General features: G+C 52.7%; 17 protein-coding genes. 6 read left to right on the top strand and 11 right to left on the bottom strand.

Annotation, left to right across the window (positions count from 1 at the left end; all coding sequences use genetic code 11):
• Nucleotides 1-101: 101 nt before the first annotated feature.
• Nucleotides 102-923 (top strand): mechanosensitive ion channel family protein, encoded by an 822-nt coding sequence (locus tag J2I46_RS06130; RefSeq protein WP_207328065.1) that lies wholly within the window; start codon nt 102-104, stop codon nt 921-923.
• Here J2I46_RS06130 and ispF read toward each other — a convergent pair.
• Together ispF and J2I46_RS06120 are read right to left on the bottom strand one after the other, a co-directional pair.
• Nucleotides 910-1,389 carry a 2-C-methyl-D-erythritol 2,4-cyclodiphosphate synthase gene (ispF, locus tag J2I46_RS06125; RefSeq protein WP_207328064.1) on the bottom strand — a complete coding sequence of 160 codons (480 nt, stop codon included), beginning with the start codon at nt 1,387-1,389 and terminating at the stop codon, nt 910-912. The genes J2I46_RS06130 and ispF overlap by 14 nt on opposite strands.
• A gap of 4 nt (nt 1,390-1,393) precedes the next feature.
• Nucleotides 1,394-2,638, bottom strand: coding sequence for a M16 family metallopeptidase (locus tag J2I46_RS06120; RefSeq protein ID WP_207328063.1), 1,245 nt, complete (start codon nt 2,636-2,638; stop codon nt 1,394-1,396).
• Nucleotides 2,639-2,794: 156 nt separating this feature from the next.
• Here J2I46_RS06120 and J2I46_RS06115 point away from each other — a divergent pair, with 156 nt between their 5' ends.
• Complete coding sequence (locus J2I46_RS06115) at nt 2,795-3,901, top strand: tetratricopeptide repeat protein (RefSeq protein WP_207328062.1); 1,107 nt, start codon at nt 2,795-2,797, stop codon at nt 3,899-3,901.
• 77 nt (nt 3,902-3,978) lie between these two features.
• Here the strand turns inward: J2I46_RS06115 and J2I46_RS06110 are convergent, their stop codons facing one another.
• The 8 genes from J2I46_RS06110 to J2I46_RS06075 all read right to left on the bottom strand — a co-directional run bounded on the left by J2I46_RS06110 (nt 3,979) and on the right by J2I46_RS06075 (nt 10,131).
• Nucleotides 3,979-4,572 (bottom strand): bifunctional nuclease family protein, encoded by a 594-nt coding sequence (locus tag J2I46_RS06110; RefSeq protein ID WP_207328061.1) that lies wholly within the window; start codon nt 4,570-4,572, stop codon nt 3,979-3,981.
• Between the two features lie 145 nt (nt 4,573-4,717).
• On the bottom strand, nt 4,718-5,926 hold the full coding sequence (locus J2I46_RS06105) for a DUF3570 domain-containing protein (protein WP_207328060.1): 1,209 nt from the start codon (nt 5,924-5,926) through the stop codon (nt 4,718-4,720).
• Between the two features lie 26 nt (nt 5,927-5,952).
• Complete coding sequence (locus J2I46_RS06100) at nt 5,953-6,183, bottom strand: DUF4266 domain-containing protein (protein ID WP_207328059.1); 231 nt, start codon at nt 6,181-6,183, stop codon at nt 5,953-5,955.
• Complete coding sequence (locus tag J2I46_RS06095) at nt 6,180-7,139, bottom strand: FAD:protein FMN transferase (protein WP_207328058.1); 960 nt, start codon at nt 7,137-7,139, stop codon at nt 6,180-6,182. Before J2I46_RS06095 ends, J2I46_RS06100 begins: the two co-directional genes overlap by 4 nt.
• Complete coding sequence (locus J2I46_RS06090; RefSeq protein WP_207328057.1) at nt 7,114-7,557, bottom strand: thioredoxin family protein; 444 nt, start codon at nt 7,555-7,557, stop codon at nt 7,114-7,116. The genes J2I46_RS06095 and J2I46_RS06090 overlap by 26 nt, the downstream gene beginning before the upstream one ends.
• A 34-nt stretch (nt 7,558-7,591) precedes the next feature.
• Nucleotides 7,592-8,119, bottom strand: a complete 528-nt coding sequence (locus tag J2I46_RS06085) for a Rieske (2Fe-2S) protein (protein WP_207328056.1) — start codon at nt 8,117-8,119, stop codon at nt 7,592-7,594.
• A gap of 179 nt (nt 8,120-8,298) precedes the next feature.
• Nucleotides 8,299-9,264 (bottom strand): electron transfer flavoprotein subunit alpha/FixB family protein, encoded by a 966-nt coding sequence (locus J2I46_RS06080; protein WP_207328055.1) that lies wholly within the window; start codon nt 9,262-9,264, stop codon nt 8,299-8,301.
• A gap of 129 nt (nt 9,265-9,393) precedes the next feature.
• A complete protein-coding gene (locus J2I46_RS06075) occupies nt 9,394-10,131 on the bottom strand; it encodes an electron transfer flavoprotein subunit beta/FixA family protein (protein WP_207328054.1) in 738 nt (245 codons plus the stop codon).
• Nucleotides 10,132-10,327: 196 nt separating this feature from the next.
• Here J2I46_RS06075 and J2I46_RS06070 point away from each other — a divergent pair, with 196 nt between their 5' ends.
• The 3 genes from J2I46_RS06070 (at nt 10,328) to J2I46_RS06060 (ending at nt 14,339) form a co-directional block, all read left to right on the top strand.
• Complete coding sequence (locus J2I46_RS06070; protein ID WP_207328053.1) at nt 10,328-10,657, top strand: tetratricopeptide repeat protein; 330 nt, start codon at nt 10,328-10,330, stop codon at nt 10,655-10,657.
• Nucleotides 10,658-10,822: 165 nt separating this feature from the next.
• The gene (locus J2I46_RS06065; RefSeq protein ID WP_207328052.1) at nt 10,823-11,917 is read left to right on the top strand and encodes a catalase family protein; all 1,095 of its coding nucleotides are present in this window, start codon (nt 10,823-10,825) and stop codon (nt 11,915-11,917) included.
• Nucleotides 11,918-12,041: 124 nt separating this feature from the next.
• Complete coding sequence (locus tag J2I46_RS06060) at nt 12,042-14,339, top strand: FdhF/YdeP family oxidoreductase (protein ID WP_207328051.1); 2,298 nt, start codon at nt 12,042-12,044, stop codon at nt 14,337-14,339.
• A 62-nt stretch (nt 14,340-14,401) separates the two neighbouring features.
• Here J2I46_RS06060 and J2I46_RS06055 read toward each other — a convergent pair whose 3' ends face one another.
• A complete protein-coding gene (locus J2I46_RS06055; RefSeq protein WP_207328050.1) occupies nt 14,402-15,607 on the bottom strand; it encodes an FAD-dependent monooxygenase in 1,206 nt (401 codons plus the stop codon).
• A gap of 234 nt (nt 15,608-15,841) precedes the next feature.
• Between J2I46_RS06055 and J2I46_RS06050 the strand changes: the two genes are divergently transcribed.
• Nucleotides 15,842-16,942 carry a mandelate racemase/muconate lactonizing enzyme family protein gene (locus tag J2I46_RS06050; protein WP_207328049.1) on the top strand — a complete coding sequence of 367 codons (1,101 nt, stop codon included), beginning with the start codon at nt 15,842-15,844 and terminating at the stop codon, nt 16,940-16,942.
• Nucleotides 16,943-17,006: the final 64 nt, after the last annotated feature.

Below are 17,006 nucleotides of genomic sequence, written 5' to 3'. Positions count from 1 at the left end.
TATCTTGCGGCTCCTCACGCGAAAGCAACGTATTGCCCACATCGCTGACGCATGAGGAGCCGCAGGATAATGCGGCTCTACGTTTTACCAGACATCCCTCCATGAACGATCTAACCCATCTTTCGACCACTTTAAGTGCGCACCTTACGCAGTACGGCTGGCAATTACTTATGGCTGGGCTGATGGCTGCGGGTGGGTTGTGGCTCATCAAACTGGTTACACAGGCTATCGGGCGGTTGATGAACCGGCAGGGTATTGAACGGGATGTACAGCCATTCCTGCTGGCAACCCTGCGCATAGGATTACGGGTGGCCCTGTTGCTGAGTGTACTGAGTGCACTGGGCGTAGAGACCTCATCATTCGTGGCTGTAATTGGGGCAGCCGGGCTTGCCGTTGGCCTGGCATTGCAGAATAGCCTGGCCAATTTTGCCGGTGGGCTGCTGCTTCTGGCATTCAAACCGTTTCGGGTAGGTGATCTTATCGCGGTGCAGGGGTTCACTGGGTACGTTGAAGCGGTTCATCTGTTCAACACCATCTTGATTACCAGCGATAACCGGACGCTGACGCTGCCAAACAATTCGATCACGACCAACTCGATCACGAATTACACCCTGCTGGGTACGTTACGCGTCGATGCCCAGTTTCAGGTCGATCGCGACTACGATATCGATCAGGTGCGTGGAGTTATTGAGCACGCACTAACTACCGCTACGCACCTGCTTCCCGATCATCATCATGAGGTTTTGCTGAGTAAACTCACCGCCGATGCGCTCCAGTTCGACGTCCGCGTCTGGATCAATGCGGCCAGTGTTGAAGAAGCACCGTTTGTGGTTCAGGAAGCCGTGGCAAGGGCCTTTGCACGGCATAAGATAACCGGGCCGAGAAATGTGGTTGAGATCGGTAGTAGAGTTACTGCTGGTTAATCAACGCCACGCAGAAGCCTGCGATGCCTTCTTTGCGACCGACGAAGCCCATGTGTTCCGAGGTGGTGGCTTTGATGGCAATGTCTTCGCTGGGTACGTTCATCACGCCAGCCAGGCAAGTCACCATGGCGGGAATATGCGGGTTCAGCTTCGGCTCCTGCAAAACGATTGTTACATCGACGTTACCGACTTCCCAACCCGCTTCGCGAATCATCCGCATCACCTCGGCCAGCAACACTTTGCTGTCGACTCCTTTCCAGCGCGGATCTTTATCGGAGAAGTGATACCCGATATTCCGCATGTTGGCCGCACCCAGCAGCGCGTCGCAGATGACGTGGCAAACAATATCGGCATCTGAATGACCGTAGGCCCCGTGGGTGTGCGGAATCTGAATACCACCCAGCCAAAACGGATGCCCTTCTACGAGTTTATGGACGTCGTAGCCCTGTCCAACGCGAATTTTCATACGTTCAGGCAGCTTCTTCGCGGCGATAGTAAAGCGTTGAGCTGTTTTCGGGACGTAGAATCTGGCGGGCAGCGGTTTGAATAGCCTCGGGGGTAACGGCCTGAATTTTTTCGGCTTCCTGATTCACCAGTTCGGGATCACCCGCGTTGGCAGCAAAGGCAAGGTTCATAGCCCGGTTCAATAACTCCACTTCCGAAAAAGCCAGGGTTGACTCGGCCTGGTTTTTTACTTTCGTGAGTTCTTCGTCAGGTACGTATTGATCGATTACCTCCTGTAAGACGCCCTGCACGGCAGCATCGGCCTCTTCGAGTGTAACGCCTTCATTCAGCGTACCCTGTACCAGCAACAGACCAGGGTCGATGGATGAGGTGATGTACGCACCAACGTTACTGAACAGCGATTGTTCCTTCAGCAGTTTCTGATATAACCGCGACGATTTACTACGGCCCAGCAGGTCGCTTAGCAGATCAGCTTCGGCAAAACCAGCGTCGAACCGGCCGGGCATGTGGTAGGCTTTGTAGAGGGCATTGAGCGGCACATCAGCCATCGTCTCTTCAAAACGAGCCTGTGTCTGGCGAGCCTCGGTGGGTAAGCTACGGACATAGTCCTTTCCGGCTGGAATTGGCTCGAACCACTTCCGGCAGAGTTGCTTCACCTGCTCGGTGGTCACGTTGCCGGCCACAACCAGAATAGCGTTGTTGGGTAAATAATATTTGTAGAAAAAGGCCTTTACATCATCCAGAACGGCATTTTCGATATGACTAATGTCTTTGCCGATTGTGGCCCAGCGGTAGGGATGCTGCTGATACGCCAGCGGCCGCAATTTCAGCCAAACGTCGCCGTAAGGTTGATTCAGATAACGCTGGTTGAACTCTTCAATCACCACTTTCTGCTGCACATCAAGCACCTGCTGATCGAACGACAAACTCAGCATCCGGTCAGATTCGAGCCAAAAAGCTGTTTCAAGATTGGCCGAGGGTAGGGTAATGTAGTAGTTCGTAATGTCGGGACTGGTGAAGGCGTTGTTTTCACCACCTACCCGCTGCAGGGGTTCGTCGTAGCTTGGAATGTGCTTCGACCCGCCAAACATCAGGTGTTCGAACAGGTGAGCAAAACCTGTGCGGTTGGGGTCTTCATCGCGAGAACCAACGTTGTAGAGAATATTGACGGCGGCCATTGGCGTGCTGGCATCCTCGTGGACAAACACCTTCAGGCCATTATCCAGAACAAATTGAGTATATTGAATCATTGAAAACGGTTCGCAAAAGCCTTGTTGAAGCTATAAACAAAAGTACACTGCCAAATGCAGATAGCCATCGCATCTAGTCATCATAGACAGCTATCGCAGACAGACAATAAACCATTAGTGGTAAAAAACAGTCATACTAATGGTTATTACTTACCTATGAAACGCATCTCACTACTGCTTCTGTTCGTACTCACGTCATTTCTTGCGCCCGCCCAGATCCTGACTGATCCTGCTGCGCAACAAACCGTTGCCAAAGCACTCGATCACATCTATAATTACGAGTTTGCGGAAGCCGCTCCATATATCCGGCAAATTCAGACCAAATACCCCCAAAGCCCGATCGTTCCTGTTCTACGAGCACTCACGCTGCAATGGCAATACCTGCCCATCAGCGAAAGTCGAACCGTGACGAACCAGTACGTTCAGCAGGTTAACCTGGCAATTCAGGGCGTCGAGAAAATGATTGAGAAGAATGAGAACGATCCTGAAGCGATCTTTCTCGGGTTAACGGCGCATGGCTACATGTCGATGAAGCACAATTTCGATAACGAGACGATGAAGGCCGTTAGTGAGTCGCGGAAAGCCTATGTGTACATGAAGCAGGGCTTCGAGTTGCTGGATAAGAACATCGAGTTTTACTTCTCAACCGGCCTCTACAACTTCTACGTTGAACGCTACCCCCTCGACCATCCGGCGGTGAAACCGTTCATGTTCTTCTTCAAAGACGGCAATATGGCGTTGGGGTTGAAGCAGATGGAGGTATCGGCTAAACGGGCGCTATTTACCCGGCCAGAGGCGAACCTGTACCTGGCCCACATTTACGTGAAACACGAAACCAACTTCCCGAAAGCCGTTGAGAACCTCCAGTTTCTGGTTGAACGTTACCCGAAAAACCCGATTTTCATGCTTAGGTACGTTGAGGCGTTGCTACTAGCCGGACGTTACGAGGCCGGGCAGGAGGCGTTGCAAAAACTGAAGAAAATGCAGCATAGGCTGCTGCCCGCCGCCATCTACACGTTTGACGGGATGCTGGCCGAACGCGTTGCCAAAAACGATTCAGCCGCGTCGGTAGCCTATCAGGCCGCGTTGAAACAGCCGGTAAACATCGCCTACACGACAGAAGAGCATGGGTTGGCATACTGCGGTCTGGCTCGTATTGCAGCGCGGGCAAACAACCACGCTCAGGCAAAAGCTTATTATAAAAAGGCGCTCGACATTGCCGAATACAAGTTCGTCATCCGCGAAGCGAAAGGGTATAAATAATTAATCATTACGAATTGATAATGGCTCTGCCAAAGTACCATTGGTGCTTTAACAGAGCCATTATCAATTCGTAATGATTAATTCCGCTTCGAAATTTCGTCGCGGATTTTGGCGGCGCGTTCGTATTCTTCGTTGCCAAGGGCCTCATCTAGCATTTTTTGCAATTCGTCTACGGTCATGTCTTTCAGCTGCTCGCTGAAAGCGCGGGGCGACTTGTTGGAGGTGCGAACCAGTTCTTCCTGCTCTTCATCTTCGTCATCGGCCGAGGCCGTAATGCCCGCTTCCGACAGAATAGTTTCATAAGTGAAGATCGACACGCCGAACCGAATGCCGATGGCGATCGCATCTGATGGACGGGCATCGACTACCGTCTCCTGAACGCCGTCTGAGCAGACGATTCGGGCGAAGAAAATGCCTTCGCGCAGATCAGAAATCACGATTTCGCGCACAGTGAAGCCGAAATTCTTGGCGAACTGCTTGAACAGATCGTGCGTCATGGGCCGGTTGGGCACAATCTTCTCGATCTCGATGGCAATTGCCTGCGCTTCAAACATGCCAATGATGATCGGTAAACGACGATTACCGTATTCTTCGCCCAGTACCAGCGCAAACGAACCCGACTGCGACTGACTCGGCGATAAGCCTAATATCTCTAACTTAATTTTTTCCACGACGCAAAATTAACTGATAGCAGGCTTGTTTGTTCGGTTGTTGGTGGGATTATCGGGCCGTTTGTTCGACAAACCGGCGACTATGTACCCGATAACGTACCTGTCTCTACAACAAAACGACTAAAAAAATGCCCGGATCAATCACCTACTTCACTTTCACCATCAGCGTAACGATGTTGGCCGTCATGCCGGTGCTGCGTAAATAGTGGCCGTAGCGTAGTTCCATTGCGTTCCAGCCGCGAAGGCCCATGATACCGCCGGGAGGAGCATACCGAATACCCGAGCCAACAAACTGGGTGGTCATGTTGCCAATGTCGTAGTCGCTGGTGTAATAGGCCTGGGTTGGGTTGTGCTGGCCGTAGGGATGAAAATAGCGAACCGCCGTTTGGGTATGGAACCGGTAAAACGGACTCACCGACAGGAAAGGCGTCAGCTTCACCGGCACCTCAACGCTTGCTGTATGGGCTACCATGCCCCAATCATCCAGGTAGAATCGGTAAAACGTACGCAGAATAGCCCGGTCGCCTTCAAAGTAGTTGGCGCGCAGACTGATCGGAAACTTCAATCGGGTACCGGGCAATTTTTCGGTCGTCACGGCCCCGTTGGTGAAATACACGCGATGGAACGGCGTGCTCAGCAGACCATCCTGATACGACGGCTCAACCGTGGCCAGCATCTGTAAGCGTTTATTGACAACCTGCGACACTGAGAGGGCCAGGTTGAACGAGTTTCGTGGCTTACTATCTACCCGGACCCGATCGTTATGCGAGCCTGATCCGTAATAGGATGGGCGAAGCTCAGACGGCAGAATGGCGTCATACGTATCCAGAAAGGCACTGGCCCGCAAACTTACCTCGCGGTTACGATCAGCTGAGAGTTTGGCAAATTGTGCCGTAAATCCGTGCGATCGGTAATCATACTCTGTTGAGTACGAATAGCCGAAGCCTTTAGTGATCCGACTCTTGGGATCGAATACCCGCCATGAAACAGACGGGTAGATGTGTACATCGCTTTTCGAGGCCGACGACACGGTCAGTGGGTCAATATTGTCTGATGAAGCTGAAGTGTACGCGTCAATATTGAAGTCGATATTGATGGAATGAAGCCGGCCGTAACGGTCTGTTTTCGAGAGCGTCAGGTCAAACGAATTGGCAAAGTCGGTCAGTTTTTCGGTGCCGATTCCGCCTGTTACGGCCGACCGGTTACCATCCTGACTGTAGTAGCTGGAAACGAAATTGATCTCTTCCACTTTCAGCGGACGAGCTTCATACGACGAAGCCGCTTCTGGCTTCGTCTGAGCCCACGTGCCTGATAGTGAGAGTAATGCAGCGACGGTGAATACGATTTTTTTCATGGCATGTCTATGTAGCGAAGGACAGTTCAGTTACAGCCACAGCCACCGCTGCTCTTACCGCCGCTGGCTCCCGACGGTCCTTCCCGATAGAGATAGAAACTGCCCTCGAATTTCTCCGATTTGCGGTTCGACAACTCCATTTCCGAATCGTTAATCCGGCTCTTTTGATACTCTTTCACCGATACGCAGGACGTTGCAACAAGGGCAAACGCGAAAGCGATAAGAAGTGATAGCAGCGAGTTACTACGTGTTTTCATGCGTGTAGGCGAATATTTTTTGACGTAAAGAGCCGGTCGTTATCGTCGATCAGGATGCAGCCGACCTGCGGCATTTGGTTGATCAGGTGTAGTCCCACGCTTCGACCCATGACCATGACCGGCGTGGCCAGTGCATCGGCAAGCTCGGCGTTTGGCGCCAGAATCGTGACGCTTTTCAAGCCCGTTACCGGGTAACCCGTTCGCGGGTCGATGGTGTGGCTGTAGCGTTTTCCGGCGATCAGCACGTATTTTTCGTAATCGCCCGACGTTGCCACGGCAAATCCGCTGATCGATAATTTGGAAAAAGCCGCTTGGCGCGTGTTTGGGTCAGCAATGCCGATGGTCCAGGGTTCGCCGTTGGGTTGTTTTCCCCAAGCCGTCAGGTCACCCGCCGCGTTTACCACGCCCGACGTTACGCCCAACCGGGCCATAACGTACCTGGCGCGTTCGGCGGCGTACCCTTTCCCGATACCGCCGAAACCAATTCGCATGCCTTTCTCGCGAAGGAAAACGCTATTATCGGCTTCGTTTAGTAATACGTTTCGGTAATTGATGAGCCGAACTGCTTGCCGGGCCATTTCGCGGTCGGGCAGGGCCGTCATCGTCGTGTCGAAATTCCAGAGCCGCTGATCAATCGAGCCGTAGGTGATGTCGAACGCGCCCTGGGTCAGTTCTGAGAGCTTTAGTGATCGACCAATAAGGGCAAACACCTCCTGATCAACCCTCACCGGGGAAATACCCGCCTGGGCATTGATCTGGTTCGTCTGACTGTCGGAGTGAAACGTTGTCAATAGCGCTTCAATCCGGCTCACTTCATCGATGGCGGCGTCGATGGCGGTCTCAGCAAAAGCAGCATCGGTCGTTACAGCGCTGATCTCGAACCGGTTACCCATCAATCGCAGCACTTTTTTATGCAATTGACCCGCCGGGTCAGTGAGCAGCGGCGTGCTGGGCATCTATCTCGTTAACAAGCGTTTGCACGTTCAATGTAGCCGGATAGCCAACCCAATGTTTCAACTCTTTACCCGAGGCGTCGATCAGGACGGTGAGCGGAAATTGTCCTTCCGGATTGTAGCGTTCGGCAAGACTTTCGTTGTGGGTCGTCTGTTGTGGGCTTAGCTGATTCTTTTTCGAGCGGGGGAAATCGGCGCGAACCAGTACCAGGTTTTTATCGGCGTAGCTCAAAAACGCTTCTGACTCAAATACCTCTTTTTTGAGTTTGATGCAGGGTCCACACCAGTCAGAGCCGGAGAAGTTGAGTAGAATGAACTTATGGTTGGTCTTGGCCTCTGTTTTGGCCTGTTCCATGTTTAGCTGCCACTGCGGCGCGTTGGCCATTCCCAGGATCAGCAGGAAAGTAAATAGGGACTTCATAGGTGAAAATTGGCGTTACGGATAAAGACGAAAACTAGCTATAAACCACCAGGGTTGTCCCGTCGGTGATAACCTTATAAGCAGTAATACCGCGACCGGCAAGGCTGTTTCGGCCAGAACCGTCGATATTGAACTGAGCACCGTGGGCGGTGCAATAAAATACACTGCCACTATAGATAACCTGCCGTTTAGGCTCGTGGCTGCAAGTTTGGGTAACGGCAGCGTAGGCGGTTGCACTCACCTTGGCCACGACGATGCCGCCAGACACGATGTAGCCGCCCACATTCTTCAGGGCAGTAGTCGTGGCCAGATTGATCTTGAGCAGTGGGTTCGCCACGCCCAATATGTCAGATGAGGAAGCTGTAGTACTGGTTGGCGTACCGACAGAGGTTGAAGTCGATGAACTGACGGTTGTGCCATTTGGTCCCGTTACAGTCTGGCCCTGAGAATTTAAGGTCAGCGCAGGTACGTAGGTGTCCTCCTCATGAACGCAGGAAGTCAGCACAGCCATCAGGGCGGCTCCCCGAAATCCGAGATTTTTTAAGAAAGTGTAGCGATTCATCAGTTCAAGCAGTTACCGTTTATAATAATCAGTACGCAGGGGTAGAACGGTTCGTTGCGCTTTTACTTTTGTAAGTATAAACAACGAAAAAGGCACCCCTACCAAGATCAAGGTAGAGGTGCCTCAATATAGTCAGCGATTTGTTTGATTACCAGACAGATTCGCGTCGTACAATGCAACTAGTTCAAAGCCTGAACGGCTTTTGTCAGTTTGGGTAAAACCTCAAATACATCACCAACAATACCGTAGTCGGCCGATTTGAAGAACGGTGCATCAGGATCCTTATTGATCACCACAATCACTTTCGACGAGTTTACCCCCGCCAGGTGCTGAATGGCTCCCGAAATACCAGCAGCGATATACAGGTTTGGGCTCACCTTGATCCCGGTCTGACCAACGTGCTCATGGTGAGGCCGCCAATCCAGATCCGATACGGGTTTTGAGCAGGCCGTAGCCGCATGAAGCGCTTTAGCCAGGTCTTCAACAATACCCCAGTTTTCGGGCCCTTTCAAGCCACGGCCGGCTGATACCACAAGATCAGCTTCAGGTAGTAGAATATCGCCCGTTGCCTTCTCGGTATTGGTCACTTTCAGCACGAAATCGCTATCGGCAACAGTTGGCGTAAAGGCTTCTACGCTGGCCGTGGCATCCGTTTCTTCGGGAGCAATTGTATTCTTTTTGATCGCCAGAATCTTCACGTCGGCCTTCAACTCATTATAGGCGAAGGCTTTACCTGTATAAATACTGGTCTTCACGCGAAAGCCGTTGCTCAGATCAGGAAGATCGATCACGTTCGGAGCCAGACCTGCTTTCAGTTTGCCAGCCAGCCGTGCTGCCATTGCATCACCCAGGGATGATTTGGCCAGTACGACCACTTTCGCGCCTTCCTGCTGGGCTGCCGCCGCCACAACCGACGCGTAGGCCATGCCGTTTACTTCGTTCAGTTTGGCGTCAGCCGCATGCAACACTTTCGTAGCACCAAATCGCCCTGCCGTGGCAAGTTCGTTCTGGTCAGCGGCGCCAATGACAACGGCCGTTGCCGACGTACCCAGCATACCGGCTACTTTAGAACCGTAAAAAATGGCCTCCTGCGAGGACTTTTTGAGCTTCCCTTCGTCGAGTTCAGCAAAGATTAAGACAGACATAAACGAGTTTACAGTTTACAGTTTGCTGTTTTCTGTTGCTCCGCTATACTTTATGGTTGGCTGTATGCAGCGCAACAGTAAACCGGTTCGCCGGTGCGTGCGGGTAAACAGAAAACAGTAAACTAGTTTTTAGATGACTTTTGCTTCGGTACGCAGGAGTGTGATGAGCGTTTCGGCTTCGTCGGCGGGGATCATTTTCACGCTGCCACGGGGGGCGGGCAGTTCGTAGCTGGCTACGGTTGTGAGTGAATCCTGACCGGCGGGCTGAACAATTTTCAGCGGCTTTGTCCGGGCCGTCATGATGCCACGCATGTTTGGAATCTTCCATTCAGCGATAGGCTCCTGGCAACCAAGTACCAGTGGTAATTGCGCTTCGATATCTTCTTTGCCGCCTTCGATTTCGCGGGTCATCTTGGCGGTAGTGCCGTCGATATCCAGCTTCATCACGGGCGAAATCGACGGGATACCCAACAGTTCACCTACGATACCGTGTACCTGACCGCCGTTATAATCGATCGACTCGCGACCCATCAAAATCAGGTCGTAAGGCGTCTCTTTGGCCACTGCGGCAATTTGTTCAGCCACGAAATACGCGTCGATTGGTTCGGCGTTCACCCGGATAGCATCGTCGGCACCGATGGCCAGACATTTGCGGATCACCGGTTCAGCATCGGCCTCGCCTACGTTGAAAACCGTTACCGAAGCGCCCAGCTTCTCTTTCAGCTCAACGGCCCGCGCCAAGGCGTAGTCGTCGTAGGGTCCGGTGATGAACTGAACTCCCGCTTTATTGAACTTGGTGTTGTTATCGGTGAACGTAATTTTGGTCGTTGTGTCGGGCACACTCGTGACGCACACTAAGATTTTCATAGACTGGCGTTTAGTTTTCAGTTTACTATTTACCGTCTTCTGCGATCCGCCGTCGCGGTGCTTCGCTTGTAGCAGTCTGTCTCAGTTAGCAGCGCCACATAAGACAGTATACAGTAAACGGTAAACAGTTTGATTTGGCGAAATTACACACGATTTTCAAAATGGTATGCATGCATACTACTTTTCTTACTAACTCATGAATCAGGAACGTATCCAACAACTCCTTCAGTTTGTCCAAGATGAACCCGGCGAACCCTTTAATGTTTATGCTCTCGGTATGGAATACCTGACGGAGAACCCCAGCCAGGCGCAGCATTACTTCGAACGGCTGTTGACCGATCACCCTCAATACCTGCCGACATACTACCACGCCGCCCAGCTTTATACCGACTTGGGCAACCGCGATCGGGCCGCCGAACTCTACGACTTTGGTCTATTACTGGCCAAGCAGCAAGGCAACGTGAAAACCTTTGACGAACTCAACCGTGCTTTCCGCTCTTTCAAAGATGACGAGGACGATTTATAACGAGTAGGTCCAGGTACGTTGCTAGTACGTTTCGACTGGTGCTTTATCCTCAGCCTCCGGTGACCATAGCTAGATAAGGAGGGTATTTTTCTATGCCCTTTCCCGCGAGAAATAAAACATTGACAGGTGCGTCAGGTTTGTCTTGAAACGAAAAAATTAACAGTGATGAACCAAGCCCCTGACCAATTTAAGCCATTACGTTACGATCCTGCGTATGAACAACCCGAGCCCGATGAAGCCGAGACCATCCAGGAAATAATTGCCACAATGGCGGAGATTCAGCAGAAAACCTATCAGTCGCAGGGCCATGCCATACGCAGTGTGCACGCTAAAAGCCATGCGCTTCTGAAGGGTGAACTGCAGGTGTATGACAACCTGCCTTCTTACCTCGCGCAGGGTCTTTTCGCCAAACCCGGCACGTACCCAATCGTGGCCCGCATCTCCACGCAACCGGGTGATGTATTGCCCGACAGTGTATCAACGCCCCGTGGTATCTCCTTCAAGGTGTCGGGCGTGGATGGCGAACGCCTGCCGGGTTCAGATGAGCAGGATACGCAGGATTTTATTCTGGTGAACAGCCCTGTTTTTCCGCAAAAACTAAAAGATTTCCTGAACGGTCTGAAACGGTTCGATGCCCTGACCAACAAAGCGGAGGGCTTTAAAGAAGGTCTTTCCAAAGTGTTGCGGGCTGCTGGTGAAGTGGTTGAAAAAGTTACCGGTTCCGATGCGGGCGTAATGGCCGGTATGGGCGGTCAACTCGCCACGCACCCTATGGGCGATACCTACTACTCGCAGGCTGCTTTTTTATACGGTGATTACATGGCTAAGTTTTCCCTGACGCCAGTAACGTCCAACCTGACTTCTCTTAAAGACAAATCCATCGACATCGACAGCGACGATTACGCCCTGCGCCACCTGTTGCAGGATTTTTTTGCCGGCAATGGCGGGGAATGGGAATTGCGCGTTCAGCTATCGACCGATATTGAAAAAATGCCGGTAGAAGATGCGTCGGTAGAATGGCCGGAAGAGGAAAGTCCTTACCTCACCGTTGGCAAGGTGACCATATCGCCTCAAATCGGCTGGTCGGACGAGCGATCGGCGGTGGTCGATGACAAGATGTATTTCAGTCCCTGGCATGGGCTGGCTGCTCACCGTCCACTAGGCGTCATTCAGCGGGCACGTCAGGCGACCTATAAAGCATCCGCCGATTTCCGCCGAAACATGTACGGTAAATCAGCAAATCCGGCAGATGTGAAGTAAGGTTAATACGCTTACTCAGTTTATCGGTTTCTACAGAAGGTCAAACGCCAGAAGGTTGCTCGCTGTAACCGCTGGCGTTTGCGCGTAACTGTTCATCGACAACCAGTTTTTCTTAAAACAACCTATGAATCAGAATACCCCACCGGAAGAGTTTACGGGTGACCTTGAACTAGGCAAACCTAAAACGGAGGCGGCCGGTATGACGGCCATTGCTAAATCGTTTGAGCATGTGTTGCGCGGAACGGGCGTTGGTCGTGGCTGGAAGGCCCTTGTCAATCTGAATCAGAAAGACGGGTTCGACTGTCCATCCTGCGCCTGGCCCGACCCCGACGGGAAGCGGTCGGCTATTGCTGAGTATTGCGAAAGCGGTGCCAAAGCCGTGGCCGATGAGGTCATGACCAAACATACGGCCTCTCCCGTGCTTTTTCAGCGGTACTCGGTGGCTGACTTACTGGAGAAAAGCGATCTCTGGTTAGGGCAGCAGGGGCGGTTGACGCAGCCCATGATCTTGCGGCCCGGCGCTACGCACTACGTACCTATCGAGTGGTCCGACGCCTTTCAACTCATGGCTGATCAACTCAACGCGCTTGACTCGCCGAATGAGGCCATTTTCTACACGTCGGGCCGCACCAGCAATGAGGCCGCTTACCTCTACCAGCTCTTTGTGAAAATGTTCGGGACCAATAACATGCCCGACTGTTCCAACATGTGCCATGAATCGACCACCGTTGCTTTAACGGAGACGCTCGGGTTGGGAAAAGCAACGGTGACGTACGAGGATTACGAAACGGCCGACGTCGTGATGATCATGGGGCAGAATCCGGGCACGACGGCCCCCCGAATGCTGACGCCGATGGAGAAGATGAAACGCAACGGTGGGAAGATCATTGCCGTCAATCCGTTGCACGAAGCAGGACTGCTGGCGTTCAAATACCCGCAAAGTCCGCGCGATATGCTGTTGGGCGGTGAAAAATTGACCGACGTATTTCTGCAGGTACGTATCAACTCTGACCTGGCGCTGCTGAAAGCGATGTGCAAACTGCTGCTGGAGGAAGAAAAGAAGACGCCGGGCAAGGTACTCGATCAGGCGTTCATCAATACATACACGTCGGGTTACGAGGACTTCGTGAAAAGCCTTGACCACTTTGACCTTGATGATCTGGCTTCCCAATGCGGGCTAACGGTGGCTCAGATTCAGGAAGCTGTCGATCTCTTCAAGTACACGCCTAAGCTGGTAATCATCTGGGCCATGGGATTGACTCAACACAAAAATGGTGTTGCCACCATTAGTGAACTCATCAATCTGTTGCTACTGAAAGGGAGTATCGGCATCAAAGGGGGAGGAGCCAGCCCCATTCGCGGACACAGCAACGTACAGGGCGACCGAACAATGGGCGTCTACGAAAAACCGAAACCAGAATTGCTGGCGGCGCTGGAAAAAGAATTTAACTTTACCCCGCCCCATGAGCATGGCTACGACGCCGTGGCAGCGGTGAAGGCTATGCACGAAGGCAAGGCCAAGGTCTTTTTCGGACTGGGAGGAAACTTCGCCATGGCTATATCCGATACGAATTACACGGCTGAGGCGCTGAGGCACTGCAAACTGACCGTGCATGTATCGACCAAGCTAAACCGCAGTCATCTGATTCACGGCGAAACAGCGTTGATTCTTCCCTGCCTGGGTCGCACCGATCAGGATGTGCAGGCAACGGGTCCGCAGTTCGTTAGTTGCGAAAGTACCACCGGCGTAGTAGCACAGTCACATGGGGTAGTAGATGCGGTTTCCCCGCATCTGAAAAGTGAGGTTGCCATTGTGGCGGGGTTGGCCAAAGCCACGCTGAATGAGCGATCAACCATAGACTGGGACAGTCTGGTGGCTGATTATGACCGGATTCGGGACCTGATTGCTAAAACAATCGACGGGTTTGACGGCTATAATGAAAAAGTTCGGAAGCCGGGCGGGTTTTATATTCCCAACGGCCCCCGCAAACGGGACTTTGCCAAAACCACTGACGGGAAAGCGCACTTTACGGTCAACGTACCGACGCGGCATGAACTGCAAACGGGTAACTTGCTGTTGATGACCATTCGCAGCCAGGATCAATTCAATACGACTGTCTATGCCAATGATGACCGCTACCGGGGTGTTTATAACGAACGGCGGGTGGTCTTTATGCACGCCGACGACATGGCCAATCTGGGCTTACAGGAAAAGCAAACGGTTGATATGCACAGCAACTATGATGGCGTGACCCGTACCGCCCATCGATTTATTGTGGTGCCCTACAACATTCCGCGTGGTTGTATAGCGGCCTACTACCCGGAAACCAATGTCCTGGTACCCATCGACCAGATGGCGGAGAAGAGCAACACGCCTATTTCCAAATCGATCGTGGTCACCGTAACGCCGACGAACGAGTAGACGTAAACCTATTGTGTCGATAAAGTGGGCGTCGATCGGGAATTGAACTCCGGCAATTTACTTCAGGCGTAGTCAGGGAGGTCAATGCCATCGTCTTCCTGCTTGTCATCAGGCTTGGGACTAAACAGGCTAACCAGTTTTTGAACCGGCTTACTGGCGACAAGTCCGGCAACTGCATTCAGCACGGACACGCCCAAGTGTGACTTAGGATAGACCAGCCAGGGCACGCCCGGTGGCAACTTCTGTACCGCCTCTACATACGGACGCATCCGTTTTTCGTACGCGACAAATGCGTCCTGATAGCGTTCGTGTCTGGCTAATTCGCCAGCCAACAGGTAAGCACCAACCATGGCCAGGGTGGTGCCCTTACCGGTTAGAGGTGTGGGGCAATAAGCTGCGTCGCCAATCATTGCCACCCGGCCTGCTGACCAACGCGGGGCTTTAATCTGACCAATTTTGTCGAAGTACACATCCTGAGTTTCATCAATGGCGTTAATGATCCGGTCTGCTTCCCAGCCCGCACCTGCCAGCCTGGTTTTAAGTACCCGTTTTTGCTCCTCGGGCGGTAATTTTTCGTACGATTCACCAGGTTCCATGAAGGCGACCGATGCGCGTATGGTCCCCTGATTGTCGGGCCGGAGCATAACGATTCGGCGGTCGGCGGCCGTATACCAGCGCCACCAGTCGTTGTCTGACTCTCGTCTGGGTATAGTCAAATAGGCGGTGTACAGGCCCAGATACGTAAATACAGGCTCCTCACCGAACACCAGTCGGCGAGTACTCGATCGGACACCGTCGGCAGCAACGACAAGCTGAAAGCGTTCTGTCTTACCACTCGAAAAGGTTACGGCAACATCGTCGGGGTGCTGCTCCAGACCTGTAATTGAATCGCCAAACCGGTAGTTTACTGCCTCTTTGGTCGCTTCGTAAAGAATGCTGACCAGGTCGCCCCGCAGAATTTCGAGCTCCTGGGTTCCGCTCATCGAGCTTTCTTTAGGAAAGGCGGCTGCTACCTGATTATTCTGGCCGATTAGCTGCAGCCCAACTTCGCCCGTATTAGCCGCCCGGATGGCGGTTTCGATCCCCATTTTTTGGGCAATTAGCTGAGCTGGCCCGTTTACATCAATATTTTGTCCACCAAGACGCAGAGATGCCGATCGTTCAACAACAGTGACTGCAAAGCCATACTTAGCCAGCCAGAAAGCCAGTGTCGGGCCTGCAATACTGGCTCCTGAAATGAGTACTTTTTTCGCCTTAGGGAGAGACATAACTGGTAAATGGTGTAAAACGAGATCGAAGCGTGTCGTTATCAGAACTGGTTAACGGCTGACCTGTTCAAAAGCAGGAAGTCATAAGAAGCCAAATAAAGCGGTCTTCGTAAAAAACTGGCTGTCGACTACGGCGTATGAAGGCTTGTCATTATCAGTCTACTTAGTTGATGAAACAGTGTTAAAGCCCCTTGTCTTGCCAGGTGGTTCGCCGTTCGTGCGTATTTTGCGCCAATGAAGATCACCGGCGTTACGCTCTACCAATACAACATCCCGCTGAAAGCGCCCATCGCCATTTCGTTGGGTACCATCGACGCGGCTCGTAACATGCTCGTTCGCATTGATACCGATGCCGGCCTGACGGGGTGGGGTGAAGGGTCGCCGTTCTGGATGATCGTGGGCGAAACGCAGGCATCAGGCCTGGCGGCGGCGCAGGATGTGGCCGGGCTGCTAATCGGTCGTGACCCATTGGCGATTGAACATTGTCTGCAAGCCATTCTGCGGTACCTGCCCGGTCACCCCACCACGCGCTCTGCGTTCGACATGGCCCTGTATGACCTGACGGCCAAAGCGGCTAATATGCCGCTTTACCAGTTTTTGGGCGGGGCTAACCGTACGTTGGTTACCGACGAAACGATCTACATCAACGACCCCGAACGGATGGCTGAAGACGCCCGGCGCATTGAAGCCAACGGGGGAGAGGCCATCAAAGTAAAGCTAGGCACCACCGCACAAGACGACCTTGACCGGCTGGCCATGATCCGGCAGGTGATTCGGTACGAAACGCCGATTCGTCTTGATGCTAATCAGGGCTGGGACGTACCTACGGCCCGCGCGGTGCTGAGTAAACTGGGCGACTGGAACGTGGAGTATTGCGAACAACCGATTCTGAAAAGCAACGTACCTGGCCTCCGGTTGCTGCGGCAGCAAACCAACGTACCTATTATGGCTGATGAATCAGTGTTCGACGCCGTTGATGCGATCCGGCTGGTGCGTGAAGAGGCCGTTGACTACCTGAACATCAAGCTGTCGAAAAGCGGCGGTATTTATGAAGCGCTGAAGATCAACGCCGTCGCCGAAGCCGCCAACATGGCCTGTATGATTGGTTGTATGTCAGAGTCAAGGCTGGCGCTGACCGCCAACGCTCATTTTGCGGCGGCCCGCCAGAATATTCGTCTCTGCGATCTGGACGCCTGTTTCGAACATGCCGAAGACCCGGTACTGGGCGGCATCGTCTACGACGGCTACCAAATCACGATTCCCGACGTACCCGGCATCGGCGCTGAGGTCGACCCGGTATTTTTGGCGAATTGCACATCGGTTCACATAGGCTAAGCGCAGCGCTTTTGTCATCCCGCAACGGCGGACCGCTCCTTACGTCGGGATGACAAAAGCCCAT

The organism is Fibrella forsythiae, from assembly GCF_017353175.1.
Taxonomy (GTDB): domain Bacteria; phylum Bacteroidota; class Bacteroidia; order Cytophagales; family Spirosomataceae; genus Fibrella; species Fibrella forsythiae.
Note: the sequence above shows the minus strand (reverse complement) of the source record. Positions and strands in the feature narration are given on the sequence as shown.

Coding starts and splice junctions, on each gene's coding strand:
- ispF (WP_207328064.1), bottom strand. CDS start 1,389: ATGAAAATTCGCGTTGGACAGGGCTACGACGTCCATAAACTCGTAGAA.
- J2I46_RS06095 (WP_207328058.1), bottom strand. CDS start 7,139: ATGCCCAGCACGCCGCTGCTCACTGACCCGGCGGGTCAATTGCATAAA.
- J2I46_RS06080 (WP_207328055.1), bottom strand. CDS start 9,264: ATGTCTGTCTTAATCTTTGCTGAACTCGACGAAGGGAAGCTCAAAAAG.
- J2I46_RS06065 (WP_207328052.1), top strand. CDS start 10,823: ATGAACCAAGCCCCTGACCAATTTAAGCCATTACGTTACGATCCTGCG.
- J2I46_RS06105 (WP_207328060.1), bottom strand. CDS start 5,926: ATGAAAAAAATCGTATTCACCGTCGCTGCATTACTCTCACTATCAGGC.
- J2I46_RS06060 (WP_207328051.1), top strand. CDS start 12,042: ATGAATCAGAATACCCCACCGGAAGAGTTTACGGGTGACCTTGAACTA.
- J2I46_RS06120 (WP_207328063.1), bottom strand. CDS start 2,638: ATGATTCAATATACTCAATTTGTTCTGGATAATGGCCTGAAGGTGTTT.
- J2I46_RS06090 (WP_207328057.1), bottom strand. CDS start 7,557: ATGAAGTCCCTATTTACTTTCCTGCTGATCCTGGGAATGGCCAACGCG.
- J2I46_RS06050 (WP_207328049.1), top strand. CDS start 15,842: ATGAAGATCACCGGCGTTACGCTCTACCAATACAACATCCCGCTGAAA.
- J2I46_RS06130 (WP_207328065.1), top strand. CDS start 102: ATGAACGATCTAACCCATCTTTCGACCACTTTAAGTGCGCACCTTACG.
- J2I46_RS06055 (WP_207328050.1), bottom strand. CDS start 15,607: ATGTCTCTCCCTAAGGCGAAAAAAGTACTCATTTCAGGAGCCAGTATT.
- J2I46_RS06115 (WP_207328062.1), top strand. CDS start 2,795: ATGAAACGCATCTCACTACTGCTTCTGTTCGTACTCACGTCATTTCTT.
- J2I46_RS06070 (WP_207328053.1), top strand. CDS start 10,328: ATGAATCAGGAACGTATCCAACAACTCCTTCAGTTTGTCCAAGATGAA.
- J2I46_RS06085 (WP_207328056.1), bottom strand. CDS start 8,119: ATGAATCGCTACACTTTCTTAAAAAATCTCGGATTTCGGGGAGCCGCC.
- J2I46_RS06100 (WP_207328059.1), bottom strand. CDS start 6,183: ATGAAAACACGTAGTAACTCGCTGCTATCACTTCTTATCGCTTTCGCG.
- J2I46_RS06075 (WP_207328054.1), bottom strand. CDS start 10,131: ATGAAAATCTTAGTGTGCGTCACGAGTGTGCCCGACACAACGACCAAA.